Origin of the sequence: Amycolatopsis lurida, assembly GCF_900105055.1 — a bacterium.
Classification (GTDB): Bacteria; Actinomycetota; Actinomycetes; order Mycobacteriales; family Pseudonocardiaceae; genus Amycolatopsis; species Amycolatopsis lurida.
Map to the genome: position 1 here is coordinate 3,379,903 of NZ_FNTA01000004.1, position 15,427 is coordinate 3,395,329.

Below are 15,427 nucleotides of genomic sequence, written 5' to 3' on the forward strand. Positions count from 1 at the left end.
GATCAACCCCAACGTTCTTTCTGGAAAGGGAATTCGTCATGTCCTTGATCAAGCTCGATGCCCACTACGTCGAACGGTCCTGCGTGGGCGCGGTACACCTGTCGATCGCGTTGAACGACGGGACGACTGTGGTGTTCCCTGCCCCGTTCCTGCCGCTGACCGCGTCGCTCGCGATCACACCGCACTTCGCCCCGGAAGGTGATTCGGGGCTGCGGATCGACTTCACCCACTGGTCGCCGATGCGCTACGGCCTCACCGACACCGCCCGCTTCCCGGTAGCGCTGCCCTCGCAGGAACTCGCGATGCGGGTGGCACGAGCGTTCGACGCTGACCCGGCCACGACCTGGACTGACCCGCCTGAGCAGATGCAGGCGTGGCTGCGGTCGTGGACGGCAACCAACAACGCCGCACCGACGACCTGACGGAGGCCAAGTGATGAGCGTGTTCGAGATCGCAAAGGAGCACGGGTCCTGGCGGCTGGCCGGGTTCGCGGTAGCGGTGCTGCTGTTCCTGGCCGTCGGGTTGCTGCGCTGGCCGCTGCTGCTCACCGCGCGGCTGCTGCTGGCGGTGCAGTCCGGGTTGGACGCCCGGATCACCCACAGTTTCGCCGGGAACGTCCCGGCCCCACAGGAGACCGGGTGAAGGGAGAAACGATGACAGGCAACGAGATCCGTCACCGTGACCGCGGTGACCTGACCGCCCCCAGCGGGCCAAGGGTGGACCGGGCGATCGCCCGGGTCGGATGGTGGCTGCCCGAGGCCGCCGCCGCCGGGCTCCTGGCCGGTCTCGCCGCCTGGGCCGGATGGGGCTGGGCGCTCTGGCCCATCGGGATCGGCCTGGCGGTGCGGATCGGCTGGGAATGGACACCGGCCCGGCGCTCGGCCCGGTTCATCACCACGGTGATCGGCTGGCTCACCGGCCACATCCGCCAGTGGCGGCAGCGTCGCCACGACCGCACCGGCTCGGCCACCAGCCCGGAGCAACGAGGTGCGGCACAGCGGGACGAGGTCGCGTCGTGACCGCCCGCACGCCCCGCACCGCACCAGGTGTCCCTTCGAGACGCAGGACAGGAGGTGAATTCCCATGACGCTGCTGGGGAAAGTCGGCGCGGCCGCCGCGTTGTTCGTGATCGCCGCGGTCGCCGTCGGCTACACCAAGGACGAGGGCCTATTCAACGATGACGTGGGCCTGGCCGCCGAAGCCGGGCCCGGGGTGGCCGACATCCCGCCCGCCTACCTGGCCCGCTACCGGGCGGCGGCCGGGACATGCCCGAACCTGGACTGGGCGCTGCTGGCCGCGATCGGGAAGGTCGAGACCAACCACGGCCGGCTCAAGGCCCCGGGCGTGTCCTCGGGGGCGAACTTCGCCGGGGCGGCCGGGCCGATGCAGTTCCTGCCCGCCACCTTCGCCGGGGTCCGCAAGCGCCACCCCGGGCTCGGTGGCAACCTCTACGACCCCGACCACGCGATCCCGGCGGCCGCGCACTACCTGTGTGACTCCGGCCTGGCCCGTGGTGACGCGTACCGGGCGATCTTCGCCTACAACCACGCCGACTGGTACGTCGACAAAGTGCAGGCCCAGGCCGCCGCCTACCGGCGCGCCGCCTGACGCTGCTCGGTTCACGCCGGGTTCTCCGGCCACCTGATCCGGCGCTGTTTTTGCGCCGTAGCAAGCGTTCCACTGTTTCAACCGCTCCACCGTTCAACGGGGCGCGGTCGCATCGTGGCGCCCGCATCCCGGCTCCATCCCTTGTGTCACACCAACCCTTGGAGAAAAACCATGAAGCTCATCGCCTTCGTCGTCGCCGTCATCACCGCCTGGCTCACCTGGGGCGCGACCAGCCTGCACCAGAAGAACCCGGCCGAGTACGGCCTGACCCTGCCGCTCGTCCTCGGCGCGATCACCGTGCTCGCGCTGGCGGTCACCTTCTCCGGCAAGGCCAAGGCCAAGGCCAAGTAACACCGCGCTTCACCACGTTCACGGGTCCCGGGTTCCGGGCGGCCGCACACCGATGCCCGCCCGGAACCCGACCCCCAACTCACGTTGACCCGCAAAGGAAAACCTCTATGCACCCTCTCGCACCTGCCGCCCGTCGCGGCAGGATACGGCGCTGGCTGGCGCTGCTGGCCGTGGCGGTCACAGCGGGGTCGCTCGCCGCCTGCACCGCCTCCGGCGACACCCGCCCCGCTCGCCCAGCCTCGCCGGCCACGGCCGGGCCGTGGCTGATCGATCACCTGACCGGCGAGGAAGACGCCTCCACCGCGCTGGAGCGCTACGTCGCGTTCTGCGCGCCGCCGGACGCGTTCAGCCCCACCGGTGGTCCTGCCGCCGATGAGCTGGTCCCGGTGGCCATCACCGCGGCCGACTTCTCCCGGTTGCGGCCGGGTTCCCCGTGTCCGGCCGACTTGCGCGGCACGCGATGACCGGATCCGAGCAGGTACCGGACAGCGGCGGGCCTCCGGCGGCCGATCACGTGAGGAACTACCCGGTCACCGTCACCGGGACGGACACGCGGTTCACGTTCGGGCTGGTGCTCGACGTCGCGAACGTGCTCACCGCGCACGGCTACCCGCCGCTGGCCGGTGGAGCCGATCACGTGGACCTGCAACAGGCGCTGTTCGGGTTCCTGTACCGATCGTCTCGAAAGGACTGATGCCCCGTGCGCATCATCATCGGCCTGGTCGTGTTCATCGCCCTGTGGGCGCTGTTCCTGGTGGGCTACCGCGTCACCCCGCCCGTGGTGATACCGCCGCCCCCGCGCACGTCGGCACCGTGCCCGACCCCGCGCCCGGATCCCGACGGCACCGCACCGATGGTGCCCGGCACGGGCGCCGGACCGACGGCGACCGCACGCCCGGTGCGCGACGCGGCGTGCCCGGGAACGACCACCACGACCCTCACCGTCACCGCGGTGCCCACACGAGACACACCCTGACCACGCGAGGAGTGCCCGACCATGACCACCGCGAAAACCGTGACAGCACAACAGAATCTCCGGCGTGCCCTCTGCGCCGGTCTGGCCGCGGCAGGACTGCTGACCGGCTGCGTCCCGGCATCGAACGTTCCTGCCGGGCCGGAACCCTCGGCCCCGGTGCGCTGGTTCATCGATCACCTCAGCGCCCCGGGAGACACCACCATCCGCCCCGTGTCGACCTACACCGCGTTCTGCGCGTCCACCGACATGGTCACCCCGTCGCACCTTCCCCAGCCGCATGAACTCCAGGCGGTCACCGTCACCAAGGCCGAGTTCGCGCGGCTCCAGGAAGGCGACCCGTGCCCGCTGGAGACGGGAGACGGCCGGTGAGCCCCCGGCTGGAGGTCGTGTCGTTCGGGTACGGACACGAGGACACCCCGGCGGCCGACATCACCATCGACGTCCGCCAGCGCTTCCGCGACCCGCACACCTCGCCCGCGCTGCGGGCGCTGACCGGGAAGCATCCCGACGTCTACGTCAAGGTTGCCGCCTATCCCGGCGTCCGCGACCTGATCGCGCACACCTACCGGGCGGCGCTCACCCTGGCCAGCCTCGGCCCGGCCCCGGTCACCGTGGCATTCGGGTGCGTCGGCGGACGGCACCGTTCGGTCGTGCTGGCTGACCTGCTCTACCGGCGCGCCCTCGGCACGAGACTGCCCGGCGGCGTGATCTTGCAGACCTCGATCCGCCACTGCCACATCGACCTGCCCGTGCTGGCGCGGCAAGGCGAACCCAGCCCCGACGACTCCGGCATCACCACGGTGGCCGGAGAGGAGTGCTGACCTGGCTGCTGGTGGTGCTGGCCACCGTCGCGGTCGTGCTTGTCACGACCGCGACGGCGCTGTGGCGGATGTTGTGGCGAGTCCGCAACCAACCCGAATTCCCGCCGTATCGGCCCACCGCAAGCCCACCCGAGACGAGTCAGTGACCACTGTGGACACCCGGCCCCTTTGCCGCTGGTGTTCTCCGGCGAAGAGAGGTTGACCATGAGCTGGCAGAAGGAGATGCGGGCGAACCGGCTGGCGAAGGCCGAGGCTGCTCGGTTGGACGAGACCGCGCGGACCGGGAACGAGATCGCGCGGATGAAGGCGGCCGGCGAGGTGGCCCGCGCCGACCGCGAACAGGCCGCGAAGCTGGCGGCCGAGGCAAAAGCCGTCGCCGACGCCGTCCGCGCCAAGCGCCGCGCCGACCGCAAGGCCAAGTGGGGCACGGTGACCGCGTTCGCGAAGGCGCATGTGGTGGACGGGCTGATCTACGGGATCGCGCTGGTGTCGTTCGCGATGGCGGCCCCGGCGATGTCCGGCTACGGCGAGGACGTCTACCGGTCCCCGCTGGGCGGGTTCCTGCCGCTGATCACCGAACTCGGCATGTGGGCGTTCGCGATCGCGGTGCTCGTCTCCCGGGTGAAGGCCCCGGACCGGCCGGTGTGGGGCTACCAGGCCGGGGTGTGGGTGTTCGGGACGCTGGCGTTCCTCACCAACGCCACCCACGGCTGGCCCCGGGGCTTCGACGCCGCGCTGATCATGGGCGTGGTGTCGGTGGCCGGGGTGATCGCGCACCAGCTGGCGATCGCGACCCCGCCGCGGTCGAAGGCGCAGCGGGCGGCGGACAGGCTCGCCGCCGCCCGCGCGACGAAGACCCACGCGGCGGCCCGCGCGGCGCTCAAGGCCGCCGCCGCGCAGATCGACGCCGACGGCAACGCCCGCCTCACCTACGCCCCCGGCACCTTCGAGGTCCGCCGGAGGCGCCTGGTCCCGGTCACACCGGACCTCGACGTCGTCGGCCCGCCGGACGCGCTCGACGCCGAACTGGCGAAGCTGCTCGGTTCGGGACAGCCCGACCCCGAACCGGGGCCGGGCGGCGGGATCGCGACCGACCCCGGACGGCCGCCCGGACCGGCTCGCGAAGCCACGCCGGACCGTCCGGCACCGGGCCGGACCGCCAAGCGGCGGGACCGGTCCGGCCCGGCGACGAAGACGGGCCGCGATGCCCACTTCGAAGCGCTGCGGGAGCGGTTCGTCAAGGCGGTCGAGGCCGGGGACATCGACCCCGGGACCGCCTCGATCTACCGGATCGCGAAGACGCTGCGGTGCGGGAAACCGGCCGCGAAGCGGCTGCTCGCCGAACGGCACGACACCGACCAGGACTGACCCCGGTCTGGTCCGGCCCGGCCCGCACGGACGCCCCCTGTCCGCGCGGGCCGGAACCGGTCCGCACCGGGTTCGCACACCCACCCGAGGCGGGTTCGAGAAGGGATCACCGACATGGCGCACGACGACACCACACCCCACGGGACCGGGGACAACAGCACAACCGGACCGGCTCCGGCCGGTCCCGAGCAGGCCGGTACGGACCAACCGGACACGCGGGCGACGGTGGTCCCGTTCCGCCGCCCCGAACCCGGTCCGGCCCCGGCCACGATCGACGGCGAGGTGGTCGAGCCCGGAACCGGTCTGGAGGTCGGTGCGGCCCGGGAGACGTTCGGCACGCGGGTGCTGCACGGCACCGGCCGGATCCTCGCCGGACCGTCGGACGAGACCCGGGCGCGGCTGGCGGTGGCGACCGTGGACGCCGCCCACGCCGCCGGCCACCGGGTCGCGGCAGGGACCCGGTCCGGGATGCGGGTCACCGGCCGGTTCGGCCGGTTCCTGAACCGGCACAGCCGGATCATCGGCAAGGGCATGGAGGCCGCCCGGCAACGCCGCCGCGCGGACCACGACCACACCGACCTCAAGGCCGCCCGGGCCGAGGCGAAGGACAAGGGCGACACCGCCGCGGTGGAGGCGCTGACCCGCCAGCACAACGAGAGCCGCCACGTCGGGATCGACGCCGCGCAGAAGAAGGCCGAGCTGATCTGGTCGGTCACCTGGCGCGCGGCGGCCGCCCTCGGGGTCCTGTTCGTCGTCTCGGTCGTGGTGGGCGGGATCAACGGGTTCGGCCGGTGGCTGGGGGTGTTCAACGCCAACGACGTCCTCGCCGTCTGGCGCGACGCGCTCACCCTGCTCTACACCGTCGCGGTGGTCGCGGTGACCTGGTGGTGGGCGTTCCCCGCCGTGTGGCTGCTGCTGAAACTGTCCCGCTGGTGGCGCGACGGGAACCGCCTCGGGGACCAGGTTCTGCCCGTTCACCTGCGGAAACAGGCCACCAAGAACCTGCGGGTGGAGCTGACCGAGTCCGCGCTGGTGAACGCGCTGGCCAACATCGGCAACAGCAAGCTCAACACCAGCATCAAGGACGGGTGGCCGCACCGCGACACCGACAACGCCTGGGTGCAGCCGCCGATGATCGACGGAAAGGGCTGGTCCACCAAGATCCGGCTCCCGCAAGGCGCGCCGGTCAAGAGCGTCGACAAGGCCAAGGAGATGCTCGCGCACAACCTCGCGTGCAGGCCGATGGAGCTGTTCATCCGCGCCGATGCCGACGACCCCACGGTGATGGACCTGTTCCGGCTCAACCCCGGGGTGCTGCGGGACCCGGTCGACCCGTATCCGTTGCTGCACGAGGGATCCACCGACTACTGGCAGGGTTTCCCGGTCGGGGTGAACCTGCGCGGGGAACCGATCGTCGCGGACATGCCCGAACGGAACTTCGTGCTGGCCGGCTCCCCGGGTTCGGGCAAGTCGACGCTGATGCAAACCCTGCTCAACGGGGCGATCCTGGACCCGCTGGTGGACGTGGATGTGTTCGTATTCGCGGAAAACAACGACTACGAGGCCATCTCACCCTGCCTGAACGTGTACTCCCCGGGCGCCGGGGAGAACAACGTCAACGCGGCGCTGGATCACCTGCAAGAGCTGTACGACGACCTGTCCGCGCGCGGCCGCCTGCTGCAAAAGCACAACGTCAACAGCGTCCTGGAGGCCGGACGCGAGGTCGTCGCCCGTGAACCCGGACTGCGGCCCCGGATCGTGGTCCTGGAGGAATGCCAGCGGCTGTTCCGCCAGGACAAGCCCGAAGACCGCAAACGGATCGTGAACCTGGTGATCAACCTGTTCATGGCCTCCCGCAAATACGCCGTCCACCTGGCGTTTCTCACCCCCAGCCCCTCGGATCAGAGCCTGCCGCGGGACCTGGTGGCGATGTCGACCAACCGGGCGTGCGGGGCGGTCAACGGGAACAAGGCCCGCAACAACGCCGTCCTCGGGGAGAAAGCGCACGAGGAAGGGATTTCCGCGCTGGACCTCAAGCCCAAGACCAAAACCAGCCTCAACGACTGCGGGACGCTGATCACGGTCGGGTTCATGGACGAACCCGGCGCCCTGCGCAGCTACTACCTGTCCCCGGACGACCAGCAGCGCATCGCCGAGCGGGCCCTGGAAGCCCGGGGCGGCGGCGCGAACGGCACGGCCGAGGTCGTGGTGGTGCGGGATCCGCTGGCCGACATGCTCACCGTGCTGGCCGAGATGACCCCGCGCGAGGGCGAGCAGCACCCGCGTGCGGCGGCCGTCGCGGCGGCACTGGCCTCCCGCTGGAACCACTACACCGGGTGGCAGATCCAGCACGTCACCGACGTGCTGGCCGAGCACGGATACAAAGTCCCGATCACGCAGCGTATGTACCCGGTGGACCCGGCGAGGGTCGCCGACGCCGCCGCCGCGCGGGACTCCGTGCCCGCCGAGTGAGTTCCACTCCGGTCGCCCGCGAACCCCGAAATCGGGGGTTCGCGGGCGGCCCCGGCGGGCGACTCACTCGCCTCACCCAACTCACTTCGGCTCATTTTCGCTGATCACGCCGTCTACCAGGCAACTCACCCGCCGAATGAGCCAGCTCACTCGATTTTCCCGAACTCACTGATCAACTCACCGCCGACTCACTCGCCGCCGATCGTGCTTCCCCGCGCCGGACGGCACCCCGCACCCCACCCGGTCGCTACCGCGAGTAGCCGCCGGGTGGGGTGTGTCGTCTCTCCGCCCGGCACTCAACCCGGCCCATCTCCGATCACTGACCGTGAAGGGAAGTCCCGTCATGACGTCTCGCGTTTCGCTGCCCCTGCCCGCTCACGGCACCGCCGGTACCCGCCTGCCGCCTCGGACGCGGTGGGTGTGCCGCTCGTGCGGGGCCCGCAACCGGATGCGACAGCGCTGCTGCCACCGCTGCTGCCAGATCCGCCCCCGCCGCTGAAAGGAGGGATATCGCGTGGACGACACCGACACGGTCGCGGTGCCGGTTCTCGAGTATCGGGCGCTGATCGCGGACGCGGGCGCCTGGCGGTTGCTGAACTCCAGCCCGCATGTGGCGCATCTGCTGGCCGAGTGGATCGAGTGGGACCGCCGCGCCACCGCCCGCGCCACCTCGAACGCCATCTGCGGGGGCGCGGCCTGGCGGGCGATCGCCGGCGGGCCCCGCTACGCCGAACTCGCCCGCCGCCGCGCTGCGTACACCACCGAACCGCTGACCCCGGACCAGATCCGGGCCCGCGCCACCGCGTCGTGGGCGCGGGTCGAGCACTGGATCGCCACCCGTACCGCCGCCTGACCATGGAAGGACTTCTTCGCCATGACCATCACCGCACCGCCCGCCGCGCAGACCCGGCGGGCACGTCGCGACCTGTTCCCGAACCATCCGCTCCCCGCGGCCGAGACCGCGCTCGCCGAGGTGGCCATCGCCCGCCACAACGGGCTGTCCCCGATGGTCGGGGAACGCACCTCGCTGCCCGGGCTGGCGCTCACCCCGCACGCCGCCGGGGCCGTGCTGCGCTACACCGGCACCTGGACGCTGACCCACGTGGCCTCCGGGCGGCGGGTCTCACCCCCCGCGTCGTTCCTGCGCACCCACGAAGCCGCGCTGTGGCTGGAAAACGCCGGGGTGGACTGGGACCGGTCGATGCAGGAGCTGCACGCCGACCCGGCCGCCAAAGCCGCGTTCGGGGACCTGTACTTCGCGATGCACCGCGCGCAGGATGCCGGTCGCCCGCTGGTGTACGCCCGCGCGTCGTGGGCGGTGCGGCCGCCGCTGTGGCGGATCCGGCACCGCGGCGTGGTCTCGGCCGAGGGGTTCGAGACGTTCGAGGACGCCGCCGCGCTGGCCGAGGTCGCCTGCGAGTACCCGGACAGTGAGCTGCTGCTGCACCCGGACGCGGTCGTCCTCCGTGATCTCCAGCCCGCCGGGTGGGGACTGCGGTGTTCCTCGATCGGCTGTGCCGGTGGCGAGACGTGGATCCCCGACGACTGGACCGGCAATGCCGCCACCGGTACCCGCGCCGAGCTGGCCGCCCGGGCCCGCGCCGGTGGGTGGGTCGAACACGACGCCGGGCATTGGACCTGCCCGGGGTGCGCCTGCCACTACCCGCTGAGCTGGGAAGGGTGACGCTGATGGCCGCCATCGCGCACCGCTGTGCCTGCGGGCACCTGGACTTCTTCCACAGCTCGGTCACCGGCGCCTGCACCACCGAGGGGTGCCTGTGCCAGACGGTCAACGCCGGGCCGCCGGAGGTCATCCCGACCTGGCGGTCCGACGGCACGCCGACCGGGCCCACGGTCGAGGAACCGGCCGTCATCGCGCCGGGTACGCGCGGCGCCGGGATGGGCGGGCTGTGCGGCTGCGACGCCTGCCAGACCCTCTATGCCTCGGTCTCGGGGAACGCCGCCTGACCAGTTCGGACAGACGTGCAGGGCCGGACACCACACCAAGGTGTCCGGCCTGCTCTGTTCGCTCCGCCTTTTCGTGAAAGGGAGTTGCTGCCATGCCCACCAACCCCGTCGCCGACGCGGCGACGTTTCCCGTGCTGGTCGAGGTGGCCGAGGAACGCGGCCGCCAGGACGCCAAGTGGGGCCGCCAGGACCATGCCGACGGCACCGGCCCGGACGAGCCGAACCAGGTCCGGTTCTGCGTGACCGTGGCCGAGGCCGCCGACTTCGCCCGCTGGCGCACCGATCTGGCCGCTCGCCACGACGCACCGACCTTCGCCGACCTGCTCACCGAGGAAACCTTCGAAGCCCTCGCCGAAAAGGATCCGGCCGCGCTGCGCGCCGAGCTGGTCCAGGTCGCCGCCGTGGCGGTGTGCTGGATCGAGGCCATCGACCGCCGCGCCGCGCGGCCGGCCGGGTTCGCCCCGGGCGAGGTCGTGCGCAACCGCGGCACCGGCGAGGTGCTGACCGTCACCGGGGACCCCGACCTGTGGGACGCCCGCTACTACGAGCCCGCCGACATCGTCACCGACGGGGAGAACGGCGGCCCCGGGGAGGTCGCGTGAGCCCGACTCTGATCGTCACGATCGGCCCGTGCGGGGCCGGGAAAACCCGGTGGCGCCGACGGCACGCGCCGCCCGGGGCGGTGGTGGTGTCGTTGGATGAGACCCGCGCGGCGCTCTCGCCCTGTGGCTGCTCGGGAAACCCGGCCGTCAACGCCGCCGCCGTCGCCGCCGGGCACGCCACCACCCGCGCGGTGCTGGCTGCCGGGGGCACGGTCGTGTGGGACGTCACGAGCTTCCTGCCCCGGTTCCGCGCCGAGCTGCTCGCCATCGCGGCCGAGTACCGGGCCCGTGCGGTGGGGCTGGTGATCCTGCCGCCGCTGTTGCGTGTGCTCGCGCAGAACGGCCGCCGAGACGGGAACCGTTGCCCTGACTGTGGAACCGCCCGCCGGGTCGCGGACCCGGTGGTGTGGCGGATGCATCACGACATCACCGTGGCGCTCCCGCGCCTGCACACCGAGGGCTGGACCGAGCTGCATTACCTGACCTTGCCGCCCTACCTCCGTCCCCACGCGCATCGCCGATTCGAGGAGGCACGATGACCTGGACCACCTATCACGAGTTCGCCGGTTTCGGCGGGGACACCATCGGTGTGCTGCGGGTGCCCGGCACGCGGGGCGTGCTGGCGGCGAACCACAACGAAGCCGCGATCGACACGCACGCCCTGAACCACCCGGAGATGGACCACTACCGCGGGGACATCGCGAAGGAGGACATCGGGCGGTTCCCGCGCGTGGACTTCTTCGCCTCCACGCCGTCGTGTCCGCCGTGGACGGACGCCCGGGGCCAAAAGCGGGACTTCGACCAGTCGACGCAAGGCGTGCTGTTCGACCCGGTGCGCGGGCCGAAGGCGCTGAACCCGGACACCGCACGGGCACGGGCGCTGATGGAGGAGATCCCGCGCTACCTGCAAGCGATGAACCGGCGCGGGAAACCGGTGCTCGGGGGCCTGGTGGAGAACGTGGTGCAGGTCGTGAAGTGGGACCAGTTCAAGCGCTGGCGGGGCGAGATCGTGGCCGAGGGCTACCGCACCCGCATGATCGCGCTCAACGCCATGCACGTCACCGGCCCCACGCTGGGCAAGGTCGCGCAGTCCCGCAACCGGTTCTTCCTCGCATACTGGCACGAGAGCCTCGGCCGGGACCCGGACTGGGACAAGTGGCTGCGCCCCAAGGCCTACTGCCCGGTGTGTGACGAGATGGTGGCCGCGGTGCAGGTGTTCAAGGACCCGCGCACCAAGATGGGCGTCTACGGGATCAAGCACGGGCAGTACGTCTACCGGTGCCCGCACCGCTCGTGCCGCCACCAGATCGTGGAACCCGGTGTCCTGCCCGCCTCGGGCATCATCGACTGGTCGCTGGATCCCGGGCCGAAGATCGGCGACCGTGCCGACCACGGCAAGGACCCGCTCCAGCCCACCACGATGGCCCGCATCGAGGCCGGGCTCGCCCGCCACGTCGGCGCACTGCTCACCCCGGCCGGCGGCACCTGGCGCACCGACGCCACCAGCGTCGATGTGCCGCTGCCGACCAGGACCACGCGGGACAACGACGCGCTCGTGTGCCCGCCCCTGCTCGTGTCGTGCGCGGCACGGGCCGGAGTCGACACCGCCACCACCGTGGCGGACCCGATGCGGACGCAGACCTGCCGCCGGGAGACCGCGGTGGTGGTGCCGCCGTTCATCTCCATCCAGCGCAACGGCGGATCAGCCACCGCCGCCTATCCCGTCCACGGGCCGATTCCGACCGTGTCGGCCGAGGGCAACCACCATGGCCTGGTCGGTCCGCCGACCCGAGCCGAGCAGGTCGAGTTCCTGATGGCCTACTACGGCAACGGCGGCACCCAGGACACCGACCGTCCGATCGGGACACTCACCACCCGCGACCGCTACGCGCTCGTCGGCGGCACCCCGCCGGTGGAGCAGTGCACGTTCCGCATGTTGGAACCGCACGAGATCGGGGCGGGCATGGGGTTCCCGCCCGGCTACAAGATCCCGCCGCATGTCGCGAAGTCCAAGCGCAAGGTCGTGCGCGGCTACGGCAACGCCGTGCCCCCGGCCATGTCCGAGGTGATCGCCTCGGCCGTGATCGAGACCTTCTCCGGCGAACCGCTCGACCCCGCCGCCTGATCCGCCGGTGACACGGCACCGGCACGTCCCTTCCACCCTTCGATGGAGGCAACCGATGACTCTCTCGACCCTCGGTCTGGACCACCCCGACGTCCTCGCGGACACACCCCCGCCGGAACTCGGAGGCGGCGGGACCCGCACCAGCCACCGGTGGGCGACGATGCCCGGCAACTGGGACAAGCTCAACTGTCGTGCCCTGTGGCCCACGGACAACCCGTGGGGCATCCCCGCTCTGCCGAGAGCCACGTTCACACCTGCTCGGTTGGTGGCCTACAACGACCGGCGCGCCGCCGCCACCGCCGGGCCCCAGGCCGCGGTGCACTTCTTCCTGGACGACTACCGGTTCGAGGTCGTGTGGTCCAAGCCGGAACGCGGCCTATCCCGGTGCGCCACGGTGGGTGCGGCGCTGACCCCGGATTTCAGCCTGTACCGGGACATGCCGCTGGCGATGCAGCTGTGGCAGGTCTACCGGTCACGCTGGTGCGGGGCGTGGCTGCTGCACCACGGCGTCACCGTCGTCCCCACCATCAGCTGGTCCACAGCGGACTCCTACGACTTCGCGTTCGCCGGGATCCCGCCCCGCTCAGTGGTCGCGGTCTCCACCGTCGGGGTGTGGCGCGACCCCGTGGCGCGCGGCCTGTTCGCCGCCGGGTACGCCGAAATGCTGCTCCGGCTGGAACCGACCCTGGTGCTGGTCCACGGCAAACCACCAACCGAGCAGGATCGAGGTGGTGTGCCGATCCGGTGCTACCCGTCGCGCTGGGACGGCGGTGACCGGTGATGGGCGGACGAGGATCCTCCCTCGGCAAGGGAAATCGGGCATCCACCACCAGCGGCAGCGGCCAGCTCGGTGACGGCGGCCCGGCGCCGGTGGAGCCGGCCGTGCCCGCAACCGAACAGCCTCGCCCCGAGCCGGAGACGGACATGCCGGAGAAGCCCCGCGCCAAGCCCGACCCGGCCATGCCGGTACCGGACGGCGAACCGACACGGTCGACCGAGGACCGCATCCGCGAGGCCGTGGCCGAGCTGACCGCGCGCGGCAGTAGCTGGGCCGGAATCGTCGACATCCGCAAGGCGCTAGCCGACGTCGACCACGACGAGGTCACCCGAGTCCTTCAGGACATGGCGCGCAACAACCCCAACATCCACCTCGCCCCGGAAGCCAACCGCAAGGCCTTGCGCCAGGAAGACCACGACGCCGCTGTCACCTTCGGCGCCGGGGAGCAGCAGCACCTCATCGCCATCGAACCGATACCGGACGCGGGCGCACTCGGCCGCGTCCAGGCCGCTGGCTTCGCCGACGCCACCGACGCGGACCTCGAAGCGGCACGCCTGCACCACGACACCCCGTCCTCGACCTACGACCAGATCCGGGCCGAGCAGAAACGCCGCGCCCAGCAGTGACCGACCCTGCTCGCTTCGGGTCCTGACCAGCCGGGGCGCGGCCCACCTTCCCGCATCGCTGCGCCCCGGCCGTCAGCACCCTGTTCCACACGAAGAGATCGCGGAGGTACGTCATGTCCGCAGCATCCGCCAGCACCGAGGGAAGTCCAGCCAGCACGACCGACATGCACGACCAGAGGGAGGACGTCATGCCCGACCTGGACACCGCGCTCTCGGCCATCGACGCCGCCATCGCCGACCCCGAAGGCGGCACACCCCGGGCCTGCGGACACTGCGGGACCACGCTGAACGGATCGCCCTCGGACGACTTCTGTGGCGAGGAATGCCAGAACGAGTGGCTCGCCGGACACGTGGCCGGCCCCGGCCCCGTCGACAACGGCGCGAGCCCCGATCGGGACCTGGCCGAACAGGACCCGGCCCGGCCGATGCCGTACATGCCCGAACCCCCGCCACCCCCGACCGGGGCACAGATCCTGGACAAGGTGACCGCGTTCGTGAAGCGGTTCAACGTGTTCCCCTCCGAGCACTGCGCCCCCATGCTCGCGCTCTGGTACGCCCACACCCACGCCGCCGAACACTTCTACGTCACCCCGCGCCTGATCCTCGACTCCGCCGAACCCGGCAGCGGCAAGACCCGCGTGATGGAGGTCGCGCAGTTTCTCGTCCGGTCGGCGGAGATGACGCTCTCGGCCACCACCGCGGCACTGTTCCGACTGGTGTCCGACGGGCCGATCACCATCCTTTTCGACGAAGTGGACGCCATCTTCAACCCGCAGAAAGGCGGCAACACCGAAGACCTGCGCGCCATGCTCAACGCCGGATACAAGCGCTCAGCCACCATCCCGCGTTGCGTCGGTGACGCCCGCGCCATGAAAGTCGAGCGGTTCAAGGTCTACGCGCCGGTCGTGCTGGCCGGGATCGCCGGGCACATGCCCGACACCATCACCACCCGCGCCATCACCATCCACATGCGCCGCCGCGCACCCACCGAAACCGTCGAACCGTTCAAAGAACGCGTCGTGGAGAAACAGGCCGCCCCACTGCGTGACCGGCTCGCCACCTGGATCGGCGGCATCGCCAACCAGCTCAGTGATGCCGAACCCGACATGCCCGACGGCGTCACCGACCGCGCGGCCGAAATCTGGGAGCCGCTGCTGGCCATCGCCGACGCCGCCGGTGAGCACTGGCCCGAAACCGCCCGCGCCGCCTGCACGCATTTCGTCGCCAGCAACAGCAACCGCAAGGGCAGCCTCGGAATCCAGCTGCTCGCCGACCTGCGCCGGATCTTCACCGAACGCAACACCGACCGGCTCCCCAGCACCTTCATCGTCGCAGCGCTGCTGGATATGGAGGAATCCGACTGGACTGACGTCCAGGGGAAGGGCAGACCGATCGAGCCGCGCAGGATGGCCAAGGAACTCGCCAAATACGGCGTCAAGCCCACGCCGTTCAAGTACGACGGCGACACCGTCAAGGGCTACCAGACCACCGGCGAAACCGGCCTCACCGACGCGTGGAGCCGCTACCTGCCCGCCGACCCCCGCCAGTAACGGTAACTGCGGTAACTGCGGTAACCGCGCAGGTCAGGCGGTTACCGATAAAAACCCGGTTACCGATGCAACGGTAACCGCCAACCCGCCCCACCAAGCCCGGTTACCGATACGACGGTAACCGGGACACCTATCGGTAACCGCCTGACCAGGCAAGTTACCGCAGTTACCGCAGTTACCGA

General features: G+C 71.1%; 22 protein-coding genes. All 22 read left to right on the forward strand.

The window, feature by feature from the left end; all coding sequences use genetic code 11:
• Window positions 1–38 precede the first annotated feature (38 nt).
• The 22 genes from BLW75_RS20910 to BLW75_RS21010 all read left to right on the forward strand — a co-directional run bounded on the left by BLW75_RS20910 (window position 39) and on the right by BLW75_RS21010 (window position 15,245).
• Window positions 39–422 carry a hypothetical protein gene (locus tag BLW75_RS20910; protein WP_034304134.1) on the forward strand — a complete coding sequence of 128 codons (384 nt, stop codon included), beginning with the start codon at window positions 39–41 and terminating at the stop codon, window positions 420–422.
• Window positions 423–435: 13 nt separating this feature from the next.
• Complete coding sequence (locus BLW75_RS20915) at window positions 436–642, forward strand: hypothetical protein (protein WP_034304132.1); 207 nt, start codon at window positions 436–438, stop codon at window positions 640–642.
• 11 nt (window positions 643–653) lie between these two features.
• On the forward strand, window positions 654–1,019 hold the full coding sequence (locus tag BLW75_RS20920) for a hypothetical protein (RefSeq protein ID WP_143055336.1): 366 nt from the start codon (window positions 654–656) through the stop codon (window positions 1,017–1,019).
• 64 nt (window positions 1,020–1,083) lie between these two features.
• Window positions 1,084–1,608 carry a lytic transglycosylase domain-containing protein gene (locus BLW75_RS20925; RefSeq protein ID WP_091597963.1) on the forward strand — a complete coding sequence of 175 codons (525 nt, stop codon included), beginning with the start codon at window positions 1,084–1,086 and terminating at the stop codon, window positions 1,606–1,608.
• A 171-nt stretch (window positions 1,609–1,779) separates the two neighbouring features.
• Window positions 1,780–1,959, forward strand: a complete 180-nt coding sequence (locus BLW75_RS20930; RefSeq protein ID WP_034304127.1) for a hypothetical protein — start codon at window positions 1,780–1,782, stop codon at window positions 1,957–1,959.
• Between the two features lie 107 nt (window positions 1,960–2,066).
• On the forward strand, window positions 2,067–2,423 hold the full coding sequence (locus tag BLW75_RS20935) for a hypothetical protein (protein WP_034304126.1): 357 nt from the start codon (window positions 2,067–2,069) through the stop codon (window positions 2,421–2,423).
• Window positions 2,420–2,653 carry a hypothetical protein gene (locus BLW75_RS20940; protein ID WP_241783192.1) on the forward strand — a complete coding sequence of 78 codons (234 nt, stop codon included), beginning with the start codon at window positions 2,420–2,422 and terminating at the stop codon, window positions 2,651–2,653. Before BLW75_RS20935 ends, BLW75_RS20940 begins: the two co-directional genes overlap by 4 nt.
• A gap of 6 nt (window positions 2,654–2,659) precedes the next feature.
• Complete coding sequence (locus tag BLW75_RS20945) at window positions 2,660–2,935, forward strand: hypothetical protein (protein WP_034304125.1); 276 nt, start codon at window positions 2,660–2,662, stop codon at window positions 2,933–2,935.
• Window positions 2,936–2,956: 21 nt separating this feature from the next.
• Window positions 2,957–3,304, forward strand: coding sequence for a hypothetical protein (locus BLW75_RS20950; protein WP_034304124.1), 348 nt, complete (start codon window positions 2,957–2,959; stop codon window positions 3,302–3,304).
• Window positions 3,301–3,756: a RapZ C-terminal domain-containing protein gene (locus BLW75_RS20955; protein WP_198935641.1), complete on the forward strand. Its 456-nt coding sequence runs from the start codon at window positions 3,301–3,303 to the stop codon at window positions 3,754–3,756. Before BLW75_RS20950 ends, BLW75_RS20955 begins: the two co-directional genes overlap by 4 nt.
• Window positions 3,750–3,902, forward strand: a complete 153-nt coding sequence (locus tag BLW75_RS42875) for a hypothetical protein (RefSeq protein WP_158005341.1) — start codon at window positions 3,750–3,752, stop codon at window positions 3,900–3,902. Before BLW75_RS20955 ends, BLW75_RS42875 begins: the two co-directional genes overlap by 7 nt.
• A 58-nt stretch (window positions 3,903–3,960) precedes the next feature.
• Complete coding sequence (locus BLW75_RS20960; RefSeq protein WP_034304966.1) at window positions 3,961–5,124, forward strand: hypothetical protein; 1,164 nt, start codon at window positions 3,961–3,963, stop codon at window positions 5,122–5,124.
• A 114-nt stretch (window positions 5,125–5,238) separates the two neighbouring features.
• Window positions 5,239–7,596, forward strand: a complete 2,358-nt coding sequence (locus BLW75_RS20965; RefSeq protein WP_091597970.1) for an FtsK/SpoIIIE domain-containing protein — start codon at window positions 5,239–5,241, stop codon at window positions 7,594–7,596.
• A gap of 514 nt (window positions 7,597–8,110) precedes the next feature.
• Window positions 8,111–8,449: a hypothetical protein gene (locus tag BLW75_RS20970; protein ID WP_034304123.1), complete on the forward strand. Its 339-nt coding sequence runs from the start codon at window positions 8,111–8,113 to the stop codon at window positions 8,447–8,449.
• A 21-nt stretch (window positions 8,450–8,470) separates the two neighbouring features.
• Window positions 8,471–9,280 carry a hypothetical protein gene (locus BLW75_RS20975; RefSeq protein ID WP_034304121.1) on the forward strand — a complete coding sequence of 270 codons (810 nt, stop codon included), beginning with the start codon at window positions 8,471–8,473 and terminating at the stop codon, window positions 9,278–9,280.
• A 5-nt stretch (window positions 9,281–9,285) separates the two neighbouring features.
• Window positions 9,286–9,564, forward strand: coding sequence for a hypothetical protein (locus tag BLW75_RS20980; RefSeq protein WP_143055337.1), 279 nt, complete (start codon window positions 9,286–9,288; stop codon window positions 9,562–9,564).
• A 92-nt stretch (window positions 9,565–9,656) separates the two neighbouring features.
• Entirely contained in the window at window positions 9,657–10,166 is a 510-nt protein-coding gene (locus tag BLW75_RS20985; protein WP_198935640.1) for a hypothetical protein, read from the forward strand.
• Complete coding sequence (locus BLW75_RS20990; RefSeq protein ID WP_034304118.1) at window positions 10,163–10,705, forward strand: AAA family ATPase; 543 nt, start codon at window positions 10,163–10,165, stop codon at window positions 10,703–10,705. The genes BLW75_RS20985 and BLW75_RS20990 overlap by 4 nt, the downstream gene beginning before the upstream one ends.
• The gene (locus BLW75_RS20995; protein WP_034304117.1) at window positions 10,702–12,291 is read left to right on the forward strand and encodes a DNA cytosine methyltransferase; all 1,590 of its coding nucleotides are present in this window, start codon (window positions 10,702–10,704) and stop codon (window positions 12,289–12,291) included. The genes BLW75_RS20990 and BLW75_RS20995 overlap by 4 nt, the downstream gene beginning before the upstream one ends.
• A gap of 55 nt (window positions 12,292–12,346) precedes the next feature.
• Window positions 12,347–13,072, forward strand: coding sequence for a DUF4417 domain-containing protein (locus BLW75_RS21000; protein ID WP_091597976.1), 726 nt, complete (start codon window positions 12,347–12,349; stop codon window positions 13,070–13,072).
• Complete coding sequence (locus BLW75_RS21005) at window positions 13,072–13,695, forward strand: hypothetical protein (protein WP_143055338.1); 624 nt, start codon at window positions 13,072–13,074, stop codon at window positions 13,693–13,695. The genes BLW75_RS21000 and BLW75_RS21005 overlap by 1 nt, the downstream gene beginning before the upstream one ends.
• 188 nt (window positions 13,696–13,883) lie before the next feature.
• Window positions 13,884–15,245: a DUF3631 domain-containing protein gene (locus BLW75_RS21010; protein ID WP_091599869.1), complete on the forward strand. Its 1,362-nt coding sequence runs from the start codon at window positions 13,884–13,886 to the stop codon at window positions 15,243–15,245.
• Window positions 15,246–15,427 lie beyond the last annotated feature (182 nt).